The organism is Companilactobacillus sp. FL22-3, from assembly GCF_054881455.1.
Genome location: NZ_JBTYYZ010000003.1, coordinates 1 through 17,264 on the forward strand (window position 1 = coordinate 1; position 17,264 = coordinate 17,264).

15 protein-coding genes and 2 tRNA genes are annotated in these 17,264 nt (G+C 37.9%); 1 reads left to right on the forward strand and 16 read right to left on the reverse strand.

Going from position 1 to position 17,264, the window contains the following annotated elements; all coding sequences use genetic code 11:
• Positions 1 to 452: 452 nt before the first annotated feature.
• From ACYT32_RS03325 to ACYT32_RS03360, 8 genes are all read right to left on the reverse strand, one after another.
• Positions 453 to 917, reverse strand: a complete 465-nt coding sequence (locus ACYT32_RS03325; protein ID WP_395264761.1) for a SprT family protein — start codon at positions 915 to 917, stop codon at positions 453 to 455.
• Positions 917 to 1,351: a hypothetical protein gene (locus ACYT32_RS03330; protein WP_395264759.1), complete on the reverse strand. Its 435-nt coding sequence runs from the start codon at positions 1,349 to 1,351 to the stop codon at positions 917 to 919. Before ACYT32_RS03330 ends, ACYT32_RS03325 begins: the two co-directional genes overlap by 1 nt.
• A 12-nt stretch (positions 1,352 to 1,363) precedes the next feature.
• Positions 1,364 to 2,341: a glycosyltransferase family 2 protein gene (locus ACYT32_RS03335; protein WP_395264757.1), complete on the reverse strand. Its 978-nt coding sequence runs from the start codon at positions 2,339 to 2,341 to the stop codon at positions 1,364 to 1,366.
• Positions 2,334 to 3,788 carry a hypothetical protein gene (locus tag ACYT32_RS03340; RefSeq protein ID WP_395264756.1) on the reverse strand — a complete coding sequence of 485 codons (1,455 nt, stop codon included), beginning with the start codon at positions 3,786 to 3,788 and terminating at the stop codon, positions 2,334 to 2,336. Before ACYT32_RS03340 ends, ACYT32_RS03335 begins: the two co-directional genes overlap by 8 nt.
• Complete coding sequence (locus ACYT32_RS03345; protein WP_461793361.1) at positions 3,781 to 4,986, reverse strand: aminotransferase class I/II-fold pyridoxal phosphate-dependent enzyme; 1,206 nt, start codon at positions 4,984 to 4,986, stop codon at positions 3,781 to 3,783. Before ACYT32_RS03345 ends, ACYT32_RS03340 begins: the two co-directional genes overlap by 8 nt.
• A gap of 113 nt (positions 4,987 to 5,099) precedes the next feature.
• Complete coding sequence (nadE, locus tag ACYT32_RS03350) at positions 5,100 to 5,918, reverse strand: ammonia-dependent NAD(+) synthetase (RefSeq protein ID WP_395264752.1); 819 nt, start codon at positions 5,916 to 5,918, stop codon at positions 5,100 to 5,102.
• A gap of 1 nt (position 5,919) precedes the next feature.
• Positions 5,920 to 7,392 carry a nicotinate phosphoribosyltransferase gene (locus ACYT32_RS03355; protein WP_395264750.1) on the reverse strand — a complete coding sequence of 491 codons (1,473 nt, stop codon included), beginning with the start codon at positions 7,390 to 7,392 and terminating at the stop codon, positions 5,920 to 5,922.
• 43 nt (positions 7,393 to 7,435) lie between these two features.
• Positions 7,436 to 8,512: a glycosyltransferase gene (locus tag ACYT32_RS03360; RefSeq protein WP_395264749.1), complete on the reverse strand. Its 1,077-nt coding sequence runs from the start codon at positions 8,510 to 8,512 to the stop codon at positions 7,436 to 7,438.
• Between the two features lie 58 nt (positions 8,513 to 8,570).
• Here ACYT32_RS03360 and ACYT32_RS03365 point away from each other — a divergent pair, with 58 nt between their 5' ends.
• A complete protein-coding gene (locus ACYT32_RS03365; RefSeq protein ID WP_395264747.1) occupies positions 8,571 to 9,296 on the forward strand; it encodes a WecB/TagA/CpsF family glycosyltransferase in 726 nt (241 codons plus the stop codon).
• A 39-nt stretch (positions 9,297 to 9,335) separates the two neighbouring features.
• Here the strand turns inward: ACYT32_RS03365 and ACYT32_RS03370 are convergent, their stop codons facing one another.
• From ACYT32_RS03370 to glpK (ACYT32_RS03405), 8 genes are all read right to left on the reverse strand, one after another.
• The gene (locus ACYT32_RS03370) at positions 9,336 to 10,730 is read right to left on the reverse strand and encodes an O-antigen ligase family protein (RefSeq protein ID WP_395264745.1); all 1,395 of its coding nucleotides are present in this window, start codon (positions 10,728 to 10,730) and stop codon (positions 9,336 to 9,338) included.
• 74 nt (positions 10,731 to 10,804) lie between these two features.
• On the reverse strand, positions 10,805 to 11,506 hold the full coding sequence (locus ACYT32_RS03375; protein WP_395264743.1) for a GntR family transcriptional regulator: 702 nt from the start codon (positions 11,504 to 11,506) through the stop codon (positions 10,805 to 10,807).
• Positions 11,507 to 11,634: 128 nt separating this feature from the next.
• A tRNA-Gln gene (locus ACYT32_RS03380) sits at positions 11,635 to 11,706 on the reverse strand.
• A gap of 5 nt (positions 11,707 to 11,711) precedes the next feature.
• Positions 11,712 to 11,794 (reverse strand) — tRNA-Tyr (locus tag ACYT32_RS03385).
• An 80-nt stretch (positions 11,795 to 11,874) separates the two neighbouring features.
• Positions 11,875 to 12,360, reverse strand: a complete 486-nt coding sequence (locus ACYT32_RS03390; protein ID WP_395264741.1) for an SLAP domain-containing protein — start codon at positions 12,358 to 12,360, stop codon at positions 11,875 to 11,877.
• Positions 12,361 to 12,498: 138 nt separating this feature from the next.
• On the reverse strand, positions 12,499 to 13,974 hold the full coding sequence (locus ACYT32_RS03395) for a peptide MFS transporter (RefSeq protein WP_395264739.1): 1,476 nt from the start codon (positions 13,972 to 13,974) through the stop codon (positions 12,499 to 12,501).
• 144 nt (positions 13,975 to 14,118) lie between these two features.
• A complete protein-coding gene (glpK, locus tag ACYT32_RS03400) occupies positions 14,119 to 15,618 on the reverse strand; it encodes a glycerol kinase GlpK (protein ID WP_395264737.1) in 1,500 nt (499 codons plus the stop codon).
• 39 nt (positions 15,619 to 15,657) lie between these two features.
• Positions 15,658 to 17,166 (reverse strand): glycerol kinase GlpK, encoded by a 1,509-nt coding sequence (gene glpK / locus ACYT32_RS03405; protein ID WP_395264773.1) that lies wholly within the window; start codon positions 17,164 to 17,166, stop codon positions 15,658 to 15,660.
• Between the last annotated feature and the right edge of the window lie 98 nt (positions 17,167 to 17,264).

A 17,264-nucleotide genomic window follows, 5' to 3' on the forward strand; every position in this document is an offset into this window, starting at 1 on the left:
AGCTTCATAGCCTAATTTTTGACGGTCATCTGAACTCGATACTCTTACATATCCTACTTTGAATTCTTTAACTTCTTCATTATTCTTACTATTATTACTAGTTTTTAACATAAAAAAACACTCCTTCTATCTATTCGTCTACTTGTATATATAGACAAATATCAATTAGAGTGTCATTTTATTACTATATATTCAACTCTCAATTATCAGCAAATTTTCTTTGTTCACTTCTATTCTTATAAAATAAGTAATCATTACTATCATCATAAAAATGTATCAAAATTTAGACAAATAAAAAGCCTACAGCACCAGGGCTATAAGCTTGTACTTGCATAAACATATGGGTACTCGGAAGTAACTTCCACAGAGATAATTCTCCACAAGATCTTTAATCATGCGCATCTACCAATACCGCCATGCATATTTTGCTGTAAACAAAAATATAAATAATTTCAAGCTAATTTTTGGGTATCATGAAGATATTTTAATTTTCCATGACAACGTCCACAAACATACTTATTAGTATTTATTTTTTTAACCCGTTTGTATATTAAATGGCAATGCGTACACTCATAAATATGATAATTTCTTTGTCGAGATTTTCCTTGTATCGGAGAATATCTTAAACCGCCCACCTGTTTCAAAAGGATCTTAAAACTGCGGTCACGATGCTGAGCTGGCAGTCCGTCATTATATAAATGATAATGACATAACTCATGCTTAATAACTCCTACCAAGGTCTCATAACCAAAATCCTGATAAATTTTAGGATTGATATCGATATGACGATCAGCAAGATGAAATCTACCACCAGTGGTCTTTAGGCGTCGATTGAAAAATGCTTGATGTACAAAAGGTTTCCCAAAATATTCTTGGGAAACCTTTTGTATTAATTCAGTTAACTGTTGGTCATTCATTAAGCTAGTGTCGTCAACTTTTGGATCAATTTAGAAAACTTATCCATATATTCATCTTGCTTCTTCTCCGACTCATCAAACGCTTTACGATCAACTTTCTTATCGTCGCCAATACTATCAGTCATCTCACTGCAACCTTCAACATACTTTTTGAAAGCAGCTACTAAAGAAATATGTGTTCCCATCAATCTAGCTGGGGCCTTACCTTTTTCCAATTTAGTTAAAATTGCTTGGTAATTAGCTGTTCCAGCGGTGAAGTCCTTTTGAATCTTAACATATTCAACATCATCGATTTTTTCGACTTTCGAATGGTCTAGAGCTTCACGGATTTTTTCATATTCTGGATTTAATTTATCTTGTTCGGTTTGAATTGATTCCACGGTATCATTGATCAATTTTCCATATTGCATTGCTCTCTTTTGTGCAGCATTCATAAAAATTACCTCTTAATTTTTTTCTTCTTGAGTTTTTTCTGAATAAATATCTCGTTCGACAGTGAATCTTGGACGTTGTTTGACTTCATTGAAGATTTTGCCAACATATTCACCAATAACACTGATACTGATTAATTGTACACCACCCAAAGCCCAAATGGATATCATTAATGAAGACCAGCCTTGAATGACATGCCCTTGAATCTTTTGTACAAAACTATAAATCAGTAACACTAAACTGATAAAGACAATAAAGAATCCCAAGCCCATGATCAATTTTATCGGCACGATTGAAAAAGATGTAATTCCATCCATCGCAAACTTGATCATTTTTCTTAAAGGATACTTGGATTCTCCAGCGAAACGTTCCTTTCTGGCATAGTAAACTTTGGCTGACTTAAAACCAACTAAAGGCACAATCCCTCGTAAGAACAAATTCCGTTCTTTATAGCTGAGTAGAACTTGACAGGCACGCTGACTAAGTAAGCGATAATCAGCTGAATCTGGCACCAATTTAACTCCTAATGAACCCATTATCTTGTAAAACATTTCTGCAGTATTGCGTTTAAATGCAGTATCAGTGTCACGGTTATTTCTAACTCCATAGACGACTTCGGCTCCATTTAGATATTCATCAACCATCTTGGGAATGGCATTGACATCATCTTGTAGATCCGCATCTATCGTTATAACGGCATCGGAACTTTTGGCAGCACTAGTAACTCCAGCCAACAATGCTCCTTGATGACCAAAGTTACGACTCAACTTGACCCCTGAAACAATTGGATATTCTTTGGAAAAATCGTCGATCAATTGCCAGGTAGTATCCTTGCTGCCATCATCAACATAGACAATTTTACTCGTGGCTGTGATCTTTTTGTCGGCAATTAATCCATTCACGATAGCCGTTAATTCTTTAGTTGTCTCATGTAAAACCTCTTCTTCGTTATAGCAAGGTACAACAATACTTAATTTAAACATTTCAGACATTAGTTCTCCCCCACTTTATTCTGATCCAATCACAAACAGTTATTAACCCTAAACCGCTCAGAATGGCCAATATCGGTAAAAATTCTAAGCGATATCTTCCTTGAACTTCAATTAACAGTTGAACGACCGCAAATGCCATTAAGGGCAATATCAACACAAATATTTCTTGGCGTGGTTTGCCTTTTAACAACCGCAAGGAGCCGATCCATGAAAAGATTATCAAGACAACCGTTCCCATATAACCCAATAGTTTGGCTAAATCAGTAGCTCTGGTTGAATGCAGATTGATAAATTCTGCAAAATCAACTGTTTGTGAGCGGCTAGCCCAAAGGACCTCATTCTTATTCCAAAACAATCGCAACCAACCGTGAGTCTCGTTTAAATTCTTAATATTTTCTCGAATGACTTGATGTTCCTGACGGCTCATCTTAGCACGACTATCATTCAAATTGAAACGATTAACCATTGCCTGATCATAAACACCGTTTGAATTTGCATCGAGTCCGGTCACAAACTTCCATTCGGAATCACGGTTCTCAAGCCCATATTGATTCAAGCCGCTACTTTTAACCGCTAGTCCAGCCGCTGAAAAAATCACTTGATAAATAACTAGCGTAATTAAGATTTTTCCTAAGCCAGTCCAACTAAAATGGTTATTGTTTAGGAACAGATAAATCAAACCATAAACAAACACTCCCGCAATGATGACTGGACCGATGGGTCTGATGATACTGCCTAGTCCTAACGTTAAACCGGCCAAAGCATATGACCAATATTTGTTTTGCATGATCAAATAGAAAGTGACTAAAAACAACAACATCCCTAAATACTGATTATCTGCCTGACTATTTAAGCCAAACCAATCCAAATCGATCATTAAAACAAAGACAGCCAAACGAGCCATTTTGATATTATTAAATAATTTAATCGTCAAAATATAGGCCATTAACAAAATCAAAACTTGATACAAGACATTCAAGAGCTGTAAGGCAATGACATGCTCGCCAAAAACCTTCACGACAGTCATTACATAGACTAAGAATCCTGTCTGATACGCCCATTTAGCAAAATAATCATTATCATGCGTAAAAATGGGTTTCCCCTTTAAAGCTGCAGGAGCATTGCCCCAGAACGCCCCGAAGTCACTGACTTGAGTTTGAGGAACTAATCTCAACCAAATGAGGGCCACAATCGTAAAAATCGCCAATAAAGTGACTAATATTAACCAATTCAGTCGACTATCAGTATCTTTGATTCGATATAAAAAATATCCAACCCCTATAACAAAAATAATTGCACAAAGAAAAACCAGTATGGCTAGTACTGGTTCGACTTTAATATAATTAACGGTAAAAAAGTGTCCCATTTGAATCAAAACAACTGTTGTAAAAATTGCTAAACAGATTAAAATGATTCGACTAATAATTGCTTGAACTTTATTAATCATTTTTCCCCTCTAGAACTGCTACATTTTTCTGATGGTTCTGACAAAAGTTATTCAGCTTTTCAAGACACTTATCAATACTTTCCATGCTGGCCGCATAGCTGAATCTCAAATGACCTTCACCACCGATACCGAAGAAACTTCCTGGCAAAATTGCTAGGTGTTCTTCATCTAATAAATCATTGGCAAATTTAACATCATCTTGTTCATACTCAGCAGGAATTTTAGCAAACAAATAAAATGCTCCGTCTGGATCTGGACAATCAAATCCTAATTCACTCAAGCCTTCATGAAGCTTATCGCGACGAGCTTGATATTCTGCTCGCATAACAGCTGGATCGTCATAGCCATTCTTATAAGCTTCTAAGGCCGCATATTGGGTGATTGATGTGATCGAAGTCGTTGCCAATTCATGAATCTTATTGATTTGAGAAATGACGGCTTCTGGACCACAAACAACTCCAAAACGCCAACCGGTCATCGCGTGCGACTTAGACAATCCGTTCATCACAAGAGTCTGTTCCGGAAGAATGTTGCCAAATAAAATATGCTTAAAATTATATGTCAATTCACTATAAATTTCGTCACTAATTACAAAAATATCATATTTTTTTAAGATATTTACCAAGGCTTGCAATTCATCTTCAGTATAACTTACTCCAGTTGGATTGCTTGGATAGTTCAATAGGAAAATTTTGATACGTGGATTGGTTCTTAAGACTTCTTCCAGAGCTTCTGGCGTTACTTTAAAGTCCGTTTCCGATGTATCAAGGTAGACTGGTGATGCTCCATTGAAATCAGCATCTGGGCCGTAAATCGTGAATGATGGTGAAGGAATTAAGACTTCATCACCAGACTGCAAAATGGCATTAAAGGCGGAAAAAACACCTTCCGTTACACCGGTTGTCGCAACAATCTGCGTAGTGGGATCATAATTCAAACTATACTTGCCATGTAGATAATCTGCAACTGCTTCCAAAAGTTCATGATCACCTTCGGGAACAGTATAGTGAGTCTTGTTATCTTCAATTGCTTTAATGGCGGCCTGTTTAATATGGTCAGGAGTGGCAAAGTTTGGTTCACCGACAGTCATATTGACAGCTCCTGGGATCTGTTTGGCTCGCGCATTAAACTTAAAAATAGCTTGTTGTTTAATAGCAACAACAGATGGTTTCATTAGGGAAACTAAATCATTTTTCACTGTTAAACACCTCTTTATAGAAGAATACACCTTTATTCTAACATACGATAAAGATTCAAAAAAAAGACATTCAAACAATTTGAATGTCCAAATATGAAATACATAATAGTTGACTAATCATCAAAAACTGTATATGGCGACCGACGTTTATGAGCGGTTTTCTTATACCAGTTTTCAATTATTTCAGCACTCTTATCAGCTACTTCACGGCCTTCTAGATAATCATCGATTTCTTTGTATGTTACTCCTAAAGCCTTCTCATCTGGCAAACTAGGACGATCTTCTTCTAGATCAGCAGTGGGAGTCTTCTCGTACAAATTCTTTGGTGCATCAAGTTCAGCTAACATTTGCTTGCCTTGACGTTTATCTAAGCGGAATAATGGCGTTACATCAGCTGCACCATCCCCAAATTTAGTGTAAAATCCGGTAATGTTTTCAGCCGCATGATCAGTTCCCACTACAACTCCTTGATTGTCTCCGGCAATAGCGTATTGAGCAATCATTCTTGAACGAGCTTTGATATTGCCCTTATTGAAATCAGAAATCTTTAAGCCATTGGCTTCAACAGCGTCTACCATTGCGTCAACACTATCCTTGATATTTACACGAACAACCTTGTCAGCTTTCATCCACTCAATGGCTTGCATGCAGTCTGACTCATCTGATTGCTCACCATAAGGTAAACGTACGGCAATAAATTGATAAGCTGAATCGCCGGTCTCTTCTCGTAATTCCGTCATAGCGATTTGGGATAATTTACCAGCTAGAGTAGAATCTTGCCCACCAGAAATACCTAAGACAAGGGTCTTAAGAAAACTGTGTTGTTTCAAATAATCTTTCAAAAAATCAACGGAACGTCTGATCTCTTCTTCAGGATTGATTTCTGGTTTAGTGTGTTCAAATTCAATTATTTCTTTTTGCAATGGTCTCATTTTAGTCACCTAATCTAATATTGTTTACATCATTTCTAATCTTTTCAATATACTTCATCTTGTGACTGTAAAGTTTTGAAGATAAATCAACTGGATAGATTTGAGGATTCAAGATACGTTTGTACTCATCCCAAAGTGAATCAAGGTTATCGGCACAATATTTTCTAATTTGCTTAACATTAGGCAGATCATATACCAATTTACCATTAGTAAAGATGTCTTGTAATAAAGGTTTAGCTTGAAAATCTTCAACTGTTTTATTGATATAAGTATATTGTGGATGGAACATATAAAGTGAACTATGTTCTCTTGGATCTTCATTCCAAAAAGTAACGTAGTCCCCTTCGGACTTGTCATTCTTTTCGTTATTAGTAATTCGCCAAACTTGCTTCTTGCCAGGAGTAGAAATCTTGGCCGCATTACTGGACAACTTGAGGGTATCCATCATGTTGCCCTTGGAATCTTCGATACTAACTAACTTATAGACTGCACCTAATGCTGGTTGATCAAAGGCGGTGATTACCTTGGTACCAATACCCCAAACATCGATTTTGGCATCTTGCATCTTCAAGTTAAGGACTGTTTTTTCATCCAAATCATTGGAAGCATAGATCTTAGCATCTGGAAAACCAGCTTCATCAAGTTGCTTACGAACACGCTTGGAAATATAAGCCATATCACCAGAATCGATTCTAACTCCAAGGAAGTTGATCTTGTCGCCCATTTCTCGAGCAACTTTAATCGCACTAGGAACACCGCTCTTTAACGTATCATATGTATCGACTAAGAAGACACAGTTCTTGTGTGTTGTAGCGTAAGCCTTGAAAGCTTCATATTCATTACGATAAGTTTGAACTAAAGCATGAGCGTGGGTTCCAGAAATAGGAATACCGAAAATCTTTCCTGCTAAGACGTTACTTGTTGCATCAAAACCACCAATATAGGCAGCTCTTGTTCCCCAAAGTGCAGCATCAACTTCTTGTGCTCGACGTGAGCCAAACTCCATCACTGGATCATCACCACAGACAGTCTTGATTCGAGCAGCCTTAGTAGCAATCAGCGTTTGAAAATTGACCATATTTAGAATGGCCGTTTCAATCAATTGGCATTGTGCCAAAGGTCCTTCAACTTGTAAGATGGGTTCTTCGTTAAAGACAAGATCTCCCTCCAAAGCTGACCGAACCGTACATCTGAATTGCATATCTTTTAGCCAACGAAGAAATTCTTCGTCAAATTCACCATATTCGCGCAAATACTCAATATCTGAATCTGAAAAGTTCAATTCTTTCAGGTAGTCCACCACATGTTCTAGTCCCGCAAAAACAGCAAAGCCATTATCAAATGGTAAACTTCTAAAATAGACTTCAAAGACGGCACGACGATTGTGTAGCCCCTTCTTCCAGTACGTATACATCATATTAAGTTCATAGTAATCTGTATGCAAAGTTAAATCTTCATTTTGAAATTGAGTCATTATAGCTCCCCTACGAATTTATGTTAACAGCATATATTTTACATTATTTGTTATTCAAAGTCGCTTGATAACCGTCATTTACTTTATGTGCTAACTGTTCGATTGAATAATTATCTCTGACCTCTTGATAAAGTGCCAAGCCTTTTTGATCAAGGTTGCCATCACGCCACATTGCGTGAGCATCATTAAGAGCTTCAATCAATCCTTGTTCATCTTCCGAATCGATCAGCCAACCAGTATCATCATTGATTATTTTATCGGTAGCACCAACATTCGTCGCAATGACTGGCTTACCATAGGCTGCTGATTCGAGATAAACAGTTGGTAAACTTTCAGACTTCGATGTTAAAACTGACACATCGCATTCTTGATAATAATCACCAGTATTTTCCCGAAAACCAACAAAATCAACTTTATCTTTGATATGCAACTCTTTAGTTAATTCACGCAGTTGATCCATCAGTGGACCATCTCCTACCAGAGTCAAACGGAAATTAAACTTCACTTTACTTAAAGCTTCCAGCAATAGGCGGTGATTTTTGACCTCAACCAAACGAGCGACCTCTAATAGACTAAAAGTTGGCTGGCGCATGAATCTTGGATTGATTCCAGTGAAATCAATTGCGTTGAAAACTTCATAAGTATGATTGGTATTGATTTTCAAAGATTCAAAGTATTCCTCCAAATCAGGATTCATATAGAAAAGCGAATCTGCACGTTTTAAAGCATGCAAATTCAAATTCAACATAACTTTACCTTTGAGTCCTGAAAAATCAATCCTAGGGTCAGAATGGACGGTTATGACCCATTTAGCACGAATCTTCTTGCGAATTAAAGATACGATATAATTAGCCCGTGGTCCATGTGTATGTACGATATCGAAATGATTGTTATTGATATATTGGGTCAATGGTTTTAGAATCGATAGATCGAATCGTTGCTTCTGTTCCATAACTGATACGCTTAAACCATTTTCACGAGCCATTTTGGAAACAGGTCCGTTTTGAAAAGTTAACAGTGTACTTTTCTCACCGATCATTTTTTGACCTTTCATCAGGTTAACAATATATGTACGAGCTCCGCCGTCTTCATTACCGGCATTAATATGTAAAACCCTCATTAAGACACCTCTCAAATTAATCTTTCTCGTGTATAATAATACATTAAAGGAGAACGCCATGCACAAAAATAGAATAAATATTTTAGGTACAGAGTTTGATAATTTTACTGCAAAACAATTTCATCAATATCTTGATGACGATTTAGATTTAAAAGCTAACAAGTTTATCGTCACACCCAATCCGGAAATTGTTCTTGCAGCCAGAAAAGACCCTGAATTTTCAAAAATCATCAATAATGCTGACTACGTTATCCCTGATGGGATCGGTATTATCAAAGGTGCCAAAAGCCTTGGTACACCGCTTCATGAACGTATTACCGGCTTTGACACTTTACAATACTTGATTGAAACTGCTAATCGTAAGCTTTCAAAAGTTTATTTGTTAGGAGCTAAGCCTGAAGTCATTCAAGCTAGTGCCGCCAAAATAAAAAAAGACTATCCCCAGATCGACTTAGTTGGATATCATGACGGATACTTTCAAGATGAACAAGAAATCATTGATGAAATTTCTGAAAAGAAGCCTAACATCATTCTAGTTGCCTTAGGCTCTCCAAAGCAAGAAATATTCATTAACAAGTATCGTCATAGTTCTGATGCTATCTGGATCGGAGTTGGAGGAAGTTTTGATGTCTTTTCAGGGACTAAGAAACGAGCTCCCAAAGTAATTCAAAAATTGAATCTTGAATGGTTCTACCGTCTAGTAAAAGAACCCACTCGCTTTGGACGAATGCTTGCTATTCCTAAATACATGTCATTGATTAATCAAGAAAAAAAGTACAAATAAAAAGGTTGTAAGTCGGCTTCACATCGACTTACAACCTTTTTATTCTTCAACATCAATTGTATCAGGATCTTGATTATTATTAATGAAAATTCGTGCATTCAACATTGCATAACTCAAGATCGTTACGAAATAAATGCTTACGGATGGCGCTTCGATAACATGTCCTGTCATCAGTGCCATACCAAATCCTAAAGCAATACTGGATACGAGCATTGCCCATTTAAAGGACCACATGTACTTAAACTTGCGAATAAATGTTCCTATCAGATAGATTAGGCAATAAATGAGCGGTGCTAAATAGATGATTGTTCCAATGAAGCCAAACTGGAAGAAAATATCGATATAATCCATTTCGACCAATTTAGCTTTCTTTTCACTCTTATAGCTAGTTGCATAGCCCATCCCAAACATCTTTTGAGCTGGTGTAGCTTTGGAGAAGTTTTGGGCAGCATTTTCAAAGTAAACCGTCCGTCCACTTAACAAATATGAAACAGTCTTATTAGTTTTAACATATTTTTCTTGGTCAGCAGTTAAACCCTTTTTAGTCTTAGCCTGCTTCTTCTTATATTTGATCATATCATTGTGCAACTCAGCAGTTCTGGAAACTGCCATGGCTGGATAGGCTGCAAACACCCCACCTAAAGTCAGGACTAATAGTGCCACAATTCCAGCATTGAATCTGCGACGTCCACCTTCACGGAAAAAGTGAATGATTGAAGCTAAAATTGCCATGCAGAGACCAAAGAGGATTGCCAATAGTGAACCCTTGGTTCCAATCAACAGTGCTGAATAGATAGCAATAATAATTGTTAGCCAGTAATAGATTCTTGTCCAAGTATCGATCTTTTTTAAAGCGTACCAAACCATAATGGGAAAGGCGATGGAGACAATGGCACTCAATTCATTAGCGGCATAAAACCAGCCACTCTCACCCAGTTTGTAATAGGAATATGAACTGAAACTAGTATTAGTGAAATGAGCAATGATCATGATAATACTGATGATGTTTATGGCATAGAAGATCATTTTAGGGAAGAAACGATTGATAATTCGATCCTCAGCTAATTCTTCAAACGCATAGAAATATCCCAGTAACATTACTGGATAATACAAACTCTTAACTAAAGTTGTAATCTCCAATGATGGCAGAAAGAGCTTTTTTTGTTTGTAATTAATAAATAAACTAATTGCGGAAACTAACCCTAAAACTACGAAGTACAGAATTATCCGCATCCCCTGTTTATTATCTCGATTCAAGATTAAAAAAATCAAAATATAAAAGACGGTTAAGGCCATTACAGCCATTCGAATCAAAATTCCGAACGTAACATTAAAATTGGCTTGAGTCATCAACCCAGTAATTGCATCTAGAACTGGCTGAAAAACGATATATAGCATCAAAAAGATACTGTATTTTTTTATAAAGCTTTGCATAAGTGACTCCCAGTTAAAAATTTTAAAACTCAACAGATAATATCTTACCTTAAATTTATCTCGAAAGATATTAATTATCGCTCTAAATAAAATTCAAATCGATCTCCGGCATATTGTGACCGTACGTACTCAAATGGACGATCATCATCCAAAGTTGTAACCTGACGAACACGCAAAATTGCCGAACCACGTTTAACATTTAAAAAGTTAGCGATTTTTTCAGACGCCAAAATAGCTGAGACAGTCTGAGTGGCATTACCTAATTTTAACCCTGCTTTATCTTCCAGGGCCTTATAGAGTGAAGACGTGATGTCTTGTTTGCTCAAGCTATTAACAATACTGATTGGAATCGTAGCAACTTCAAAACAGATAGGTTGTTTGTCCGCATAACGGATTCTTTCCATTCGTAGCACCTGGTCACCAGTATGCAGCTTCAATTTCTCCATTTCGCTGATCGAGGGGTCAGCTACGTGATATGAAACCGTCTTGCTGGAAGGTTTTTTCCCTTGGCTCTCAGTTATCTCGGTAAAACTGGTTGTCCCAGACATTTTTTCTTGAACCTTGCTGCTGGCAACATAAGTTCCCGAACCAACTTGACGTTGCAAAATCCCCTCATCAACCAATGTTTGGATAGCTTGACGCAAAGTCATCCGACTCACATCAAAATCTTGTGACAATTGTCTTTCGGAAGGAATACGTTCTCCCACAGCCCATTTGCCTGATTCAATTTCTTTTCTGATTTCATTATGGATTTGTATATATACTGGTACCTTCATTGCTGCGAACTCCTTTTGAAGCATTACTTCTGTTAATTATACCGTATTTCCTTAAAAAATTAAGAATTGGTCTAAAAACTTAGAAAAAAAAAGGCAAAATCCAAAAATTGAATTTTGCCTTAAAGTGATTGGGTTAGCTGGATTCGAACCAGCGCATGATGGAGTCAAAGTCCATTGCCTTACCGCTTGGCTATAACCCAATGAATGGAGGGGAGTGGATTCGAACCACCGAACCCGAAGGAGCGGATTTACAGTCCGCCGCGTTTAGCCAGACTTCGCTACCCCTCCATGTGATAAACACATGTCTTTATTCGACTTAATTATATTACCGAAAATTTGAAATCATTGCAAGAGGATAATCCAAAAAATTATCTAATAATTTTAATATCTTTGGAACTAACGAATTCATTCGCCGAAATCCGATAGTACTGTGTGCCATTAATTTGAATCACCTTATCGACACCCCAGATGGAAGATCCAGCAATAGCTCGATTAGTGAGTGTTTTACCATGAGAATCTTTCAAAACCGCCATCGGCTTGGCGGTGATTTTAATTCTCTCAATCGTGAATTGATAGCCGTATGCCTGATTAGTTCGAATATAGTAATCCTTCGAAATTTGATAATAACTTCTGCCATTGATTTGAGCTGTTTTTGCAATCGCTAAATTGCTATTAGCAGCTAATTTAACATTCGATATCTTTCTTCCGTTACGATCATAAAGTGCAATCGGTCCATTATCAGGATATACCGTCACTGTCTTGAAATCGCTGGCCGCTAAAACTGGCGTACTAAAGCCAGTAATAGACATCAAAATCCAAGCTAGTAACATTGAAATTTTAAAACTTTTTTTCATCCACTAGTTCCACCTTTTCAAAGCTGAATTTATGATACCAAGTAAATATGAATTAATTTTGATTTTTTCCAATTAAACCAAAATACCCTCTGATTCTTAAAGTTAGAATCAGAAGGTATTCGAATTTTTTCAAATATTTTAGTTTACACCTTGCATCAAACGTTTGATACGAGGTACGAACATGATCAAGATCACTGCAGCAACCAATGTAACTACACCAGTCACTCCAAAGAACATCATTTCGTTTTGGGGATTACCAGGCTGGAACAATTTAACTAATTGCGCATTAGCAGCCTGACCAGCTGAATCGGCTAAGAACCACATACTCATCATTTGACTTGAGAAAGCCTTAGGAGCAAGTTTAGTCGTAGCTGAAAGTCCAACTGGGGAAATCAACATTTCACCAATTTCAATGATACCCCAACTTAGTACCAACCAAAGTGGATTAACTTTTCCACTTGGAGATAAACCAATCAAAGGAATCATCAAAACAAAGTATGAAATTGCTGTGGCAACCAATCCCATCCAGAACTTAGATGGAGATGAAGGTTGTCTCTTGCCAAGTTTTGTCCAAAGAATCGCAAAGAATGGCGTATAGATAATGATAAAGAATGGGTTAAGCATTTGGAACTGTGGTGCTGAAAGATTGAAACCTGCAAAATGCAGTTGAGTTTGTTCAGCCGCAAACAATGCTAAAACAACTGAACCTTGTTCCTCAATTGCCCAGAAAATCATTGCAGCGATAAACAATGGAATATAAGCAACAACTCTTGATTTTTCAACCTTAGTTACCTTTTTACTTGTTAACATCATGATGAAGTAGCCAATAGGTAAAGCAATACCCAAGATACTAATAATCGTAATGATGTTATCAATTGTAAAGGCATGAGCCACAGTCAAAATAATTACAATAATAATTACAGCGATAATTCCGTACGTTAAACGCTTATAGAAACGATTACGTTCCTCGCCAGTAATAGGGTCTGGTGCATGCAAACTTGATTCAGGCAAGTATTTGCGTCCATCCCACCAATATACAATCAAACCAATAAACATACCGATGGCAGCTAATGAGAATCCAGCGTGGAAGTTAAAGGCATTACTCATACTGTTAACGGCTTGTGGTGCAATCAATGATCCCAAGTTAATACCCATGACATAAATACTGAAACCAGAATCACGTCTTGGATCATCATCAGAATACAATCCACCAACCATTTCGGAAACGTTTGGCTTCAAAAGACCTGTACCAATAACGATCAAGGCAATGGAGCCATATAGTCCGCCTTGACCAATTGGAAGTGATAAGACGATGTGACCAAACATGATCAAAACACCACCCCAGAAGACAGTTCTTCTGGCTCCTAGAAGTCTATCACTAATAAAACCACCAAGCACACTGGACATATAAACCAGTGAACCATAAATCGACATAATTGAAGCGGCCGTAGTCTGGTTCATGCCCAGGCCACCCTTACTTACTGCATAGTACATGTAGAAAAGTAAGATAGCACGCATACCGTAGTAACTGAATCTTTCCCAAAATTCAGTTAAGAAGAGCGTACGTAGACCGGTCGGTTGACCGAAGAAACCTCGATCTTTTTTCTCGTCCATTAAAATTCTCCTCACATTACACAATGAATGAGTTAATATTAAGCTTTTCTCTTCCTTATGTCAAAACATTTTTTAATAAAAGCTCTGTTATCCCTTATATATCAACGAATAAAAATAAGAGCCTTTTAATATAGGCTCTTAATCTTAATGGTGCTTAAAGGCCTCTGTTGCCATAACTGCATCTTTCCATCCAGCGTAAAGATTGGTTCTCAAATCTTCAGACATTTGAGGTTGATACGACCTACCAGTTTGATAGTTCTTCTTAATGTCATCAAAATCTTTCCAAAAACCAACCGCCAATCCGGCCATAAACGCCACACCAAGTGAAGTTGTTTCCAATTCTGCGGATCGTTCCAAAGGAGTATTTAAAATATCGGCTTGAAATTGCATCAAATAATCATTAGCTGAAGCCGCTCCGTCCACTTTCAAAACTTCAATCGGCATCCGAGCGTCAGAGCGCATTGTCTCGATGATATCCTTAGTTTGATAAGCAATCGCCTGCAAAGTAGCTTTGACCAAATCCTTATCAGTCGTCCCCCGAGTGATACCAAAAATCGTCCCATGAGCTTGGTTATCCCAATATGGGGCACCCAAACCAGCAAATGCAGGTACGACATACACTTCATCTTGACTAGTTGAGACCTTCGCAATTTCAGAAGTTTCAGGAGTGTTGCTAATTAAGCGCATATCATCCCGTAACCATTGCAACGCAGCTCCGGCCACAAAGACACTTCCCTCTAGGGCATAGCTAACTTTTCCATTCAGACTATAAGCAATTGTCGTCAACAAATTATTATCCGATAAAGCTGGCTTGGAACCAGTATTCATCACCGCAAAAGCACCCGTTCCATAAGTATTCTTGACCATTCCCTTTTCAAAAGCCATTTGTCCAAAGAGTGAGGCTTGCTGCGAGCCGGTCATACCTGTGATTGGAATCTCAGAACCATAAAATTGATAATTCTTTGTTATACCAAATACTTCTGAATTGGATTTCACTTCTGGTAACATCTGACGCGGGATATTAAATAATTCTAATAATCCATCGTCCCACTGCAAAGTATTGATATTATAAAGCATTGTTCGACTGGCATTGGCAGCGTCTGTGGCAAAGTTTTCACCATCAGTCAGCTTCCACAATAACCAAGTGTTAACGGTTCCAAACAATAACTCACCATTTTCAGCCCGAGTTTGTGCACCTTCGACATAGTCTAAGATCCAACGAATCTTCGTAGCTGAAAAATAAGGACTGATAATCAAGCCCGTCTTTTGATGAATCTCGTCACGATATCCCTCTTTGATCAGATCATTAGCCATTTTAGCAGTTTGGCGACTTTGCCAAACAATCGCATTGTAGATTGGTAAGCCAGTCTTTTTATCCCAAACGATTGTTGTTTCACGTTGACTGGCGATACCAATAGCCTTGATTTGGGCTGGTTTAATACCTGAATCGATCAGAGCAGTCGCAATCGTTGTTTGGACCGCATTCCATAATTCATTAGGATCATGTTCGACCCAACCTGGATTAGGCAAAATTTGTTTGATTGGGTGTCTAGCCATCGCAACTTTTTTACCGTTATGGTCAAAAACAATTGCCCGTGCTGTAGTAGTTCCCTCATCAATTGCTAAAATATATTCTTTCTCCATCTCTAACTCCTAAACACCAAAAAAGGCGAAATCCGCCTTTTACTTTCTTACTTTATGCTTAAACTTTCTAGTTGCACTGACAGCTTCTTGCCAACCTTCATACAGATAGTCAGCTTTTTTAGCATCCATTTCTGGTTCAAATGTCGCCCCAGTAGCATATTGTTGCTTAATATCATCTAGGTTATCCCAATAGCCTACTGCTAGTCCAGCTAAAAATGCAGCTCCCAAGGCAGTCGTTTCCAAATCCTTGGCTCTTTGAACTGGAGTTTGTAAAATATCAGCTTGGAATTGCATTAGATAGCGGTTATTGGCAGCCCCACCATCGACTTTCAAAGTTGGGATCTCAATACCTGTATCCTGCTTCATAGTTTCAATAACGTCACGTGATTGATAAGCTAACGATTGCAAAGTGGCCTTGATAAAATCATCTTTAGTCGTTCCACGAGTTAAGCCAAAGACTGCCCCTCGAGCATCGGAATCCCAGTAAGGTGCACCTAAACCAGTAAAGGCTGGTACAACATACACTTCATCGTCATCACTTGAAGCCAAAGCAGCTTCTTCAGATTCCGGAGCTGTATCAACCAAATGCATTGCATCACGCAACCATTGGATAGCTGAACCAGCTACAAAGATACTACCTTCCAAAGCGTAGTAAACTTTGCCATTGATACCATAACCGATGGTCGTTAACAAATTATTATCAGATAGCTTAGGTTTTTCACCAGTATTCATCACGATGAAAGCCCCTGTACCATATGTGTTCTTTACCATTCCTGGTTCAAATGCCATCTGGCCAAAAAGTGCCGCCTGTTGGTCACCGATCATACCAGCGATAGGAACTTCTGAACCGTAGAAGTGGTAGCCCTTAGTTTGACCATATACTTCAGAATTAGGCCGAACCTTTGGCAACATAACTTTGGGAATATTTAGTGCTTTTAGAATTTCATCATCCCATTGAAGGTCGTGAATGTTGAATAACATCGTCCGACTGGCGTTAGAATAGTCGGTCACATGGGCAGCACCACCAGATAACTTCCATAATAACCATGTATCAATTGTTCCAAACAAGAGATCGCCGTTTTCAGCTCGTTTTTGAGCTCCATCGACGTGATCCAAAATCCAACGAATCTTTGTAGCTGAGAAATATGGATCGATCAGCAAACCAGTTTTTTCGTGGATCATCTCACCAAGACCAGCATCTCTCAATTCATCAGCGATGTCAGCAGTCTGTCGACTTTGCCAGACGATCGCATTATAGATTGGTAAACCGGTATTCTTGTCCCAAATGATTGTCGTTTCACGTTGATTCGTGATTCCAATCCCCTTGATCTGCTTTGGCTTGATACCAGATTCGATAAAGACCGTCGCAATCGTTGACTGAACTGCATTCCAAATCTCATTAGCATCATGTTCAACCCAGCCTGGTTGGGGAAAATGTTGTGTGAATTCACGTTGTGCATCGGCAATTTTAGTGCCTTTTTGGTCAAAGATAATTGCTCGAGTACTTGTCGTACCTTCATCAATCGCCATAATATATTCGTTAGCCATCATTTCACCTCATTTTAATGTAAACGTTTCATATTTGAATAGTATAACATCTGCAAAATTTTGCAAACTGTTATCACTTAATTTTTAATATTTTGTTG

Excerpts from the sequence above, each read along its gene's own strand:
- ACYT32_RS03325 (WP_395264761.1), bottom strand. The coding sequence starts at position 917 with ATGAATGACCAACAGTTAACTGAATTAATACAAAAGGTTTCCCAAGAA.
- ACYT32_RS03330 (WP_395264759.1), bottom strand. The coding sequence starts at position 1,351 with ATGAATGCTGCACAAAAGAGAGCAATGCAATATGGAAAATTGATCAAT.
- ACYT32_RS03335 (WP_395264757.1), bottom strand. The coding sequence starts at position 2,341 with ATGTCTGAAATGTTTAAATTAAGTATTGTTGTACCTTGCTATAACGAA.
- ACYT32_RS03340 (WP_395264756.1), bottom strand. The coding sequence starts at position 3,788 with ATGATTAATAAAGTTCAAGCAATTATTAGTCGAATCATTTTAATCTGT.
- nadE (WP_395264752.1), bottom strand. The coding sequence starts at position 5,918 with ATGAGACCATTGCAAAAAGAAATAATTGAATTTGAACACACTAAACCA.
- ACYT32_RS03355 (WP_395264750.1), bottom strand. The coding sequence starts at position 7,392 with ATGACTCAATTTCAAAATGAAGATTTAACTTTGCATACAGATTACTAT.
- ACYT32_RS03360 (WP_395264749.1), bottom strand. The coding sequence starts at position 8,512 with ATGAGGGTTTTACATATTAATGCCGGTAATGAAGACGGCGGAGCTCGT.
- ACYT32_RS03365 (WP_395264747.1), top strand. The coding sequence starts at position 8,571 with ATGCACAAAAATAGAATAAATATTTTAGGTACAGAGTTTGATAATTTT.
- ACYT32_RS03370 (WP_395264745.1), bottom strand. The coding sequence starts at position 10,730 with ATGCAAAGCTTTATAAAAAAATACAGTATCTTTTTGATGCTATATATC.
- ACYT32_RS03375 (WP_395264743.1), bottom strand. The coding sequence starts at position 11,506 with ATGAAGGTACCAGTATATATACAAATCCATAATGAAATCAGAAAAGAA.
- ACYT32_RS03390 (WP_395264741.1), bottom strand. The coding sequence starts at position 12,360 with ATGAAAAAAAGTTTTAAAATTTCAATGTTACTAGCTTGGATTTTGATG.
- ACYT32_RS03395 (WP_395264739.1), bottom strand. The coding sequence starts at position 13,974 with ATGGACGAGAAAAAAGATCGAGGTTTCTTCGGTCAACCGACCGGTCTA.
- glpK (WP_395264737.1), bottom strand. The coding sequence starts at position 15,618 with ATGGAGAAAGAATATATTTTAGCAATTGATGAGGGAACTACTACAGCA.
- glpK (WP_395264773.1), bottom strand. The coding sequence starts at position 17,166 with ATGGCTAACGAATATATTATGGCGATTGATGAAGGTACGACAAGTACT.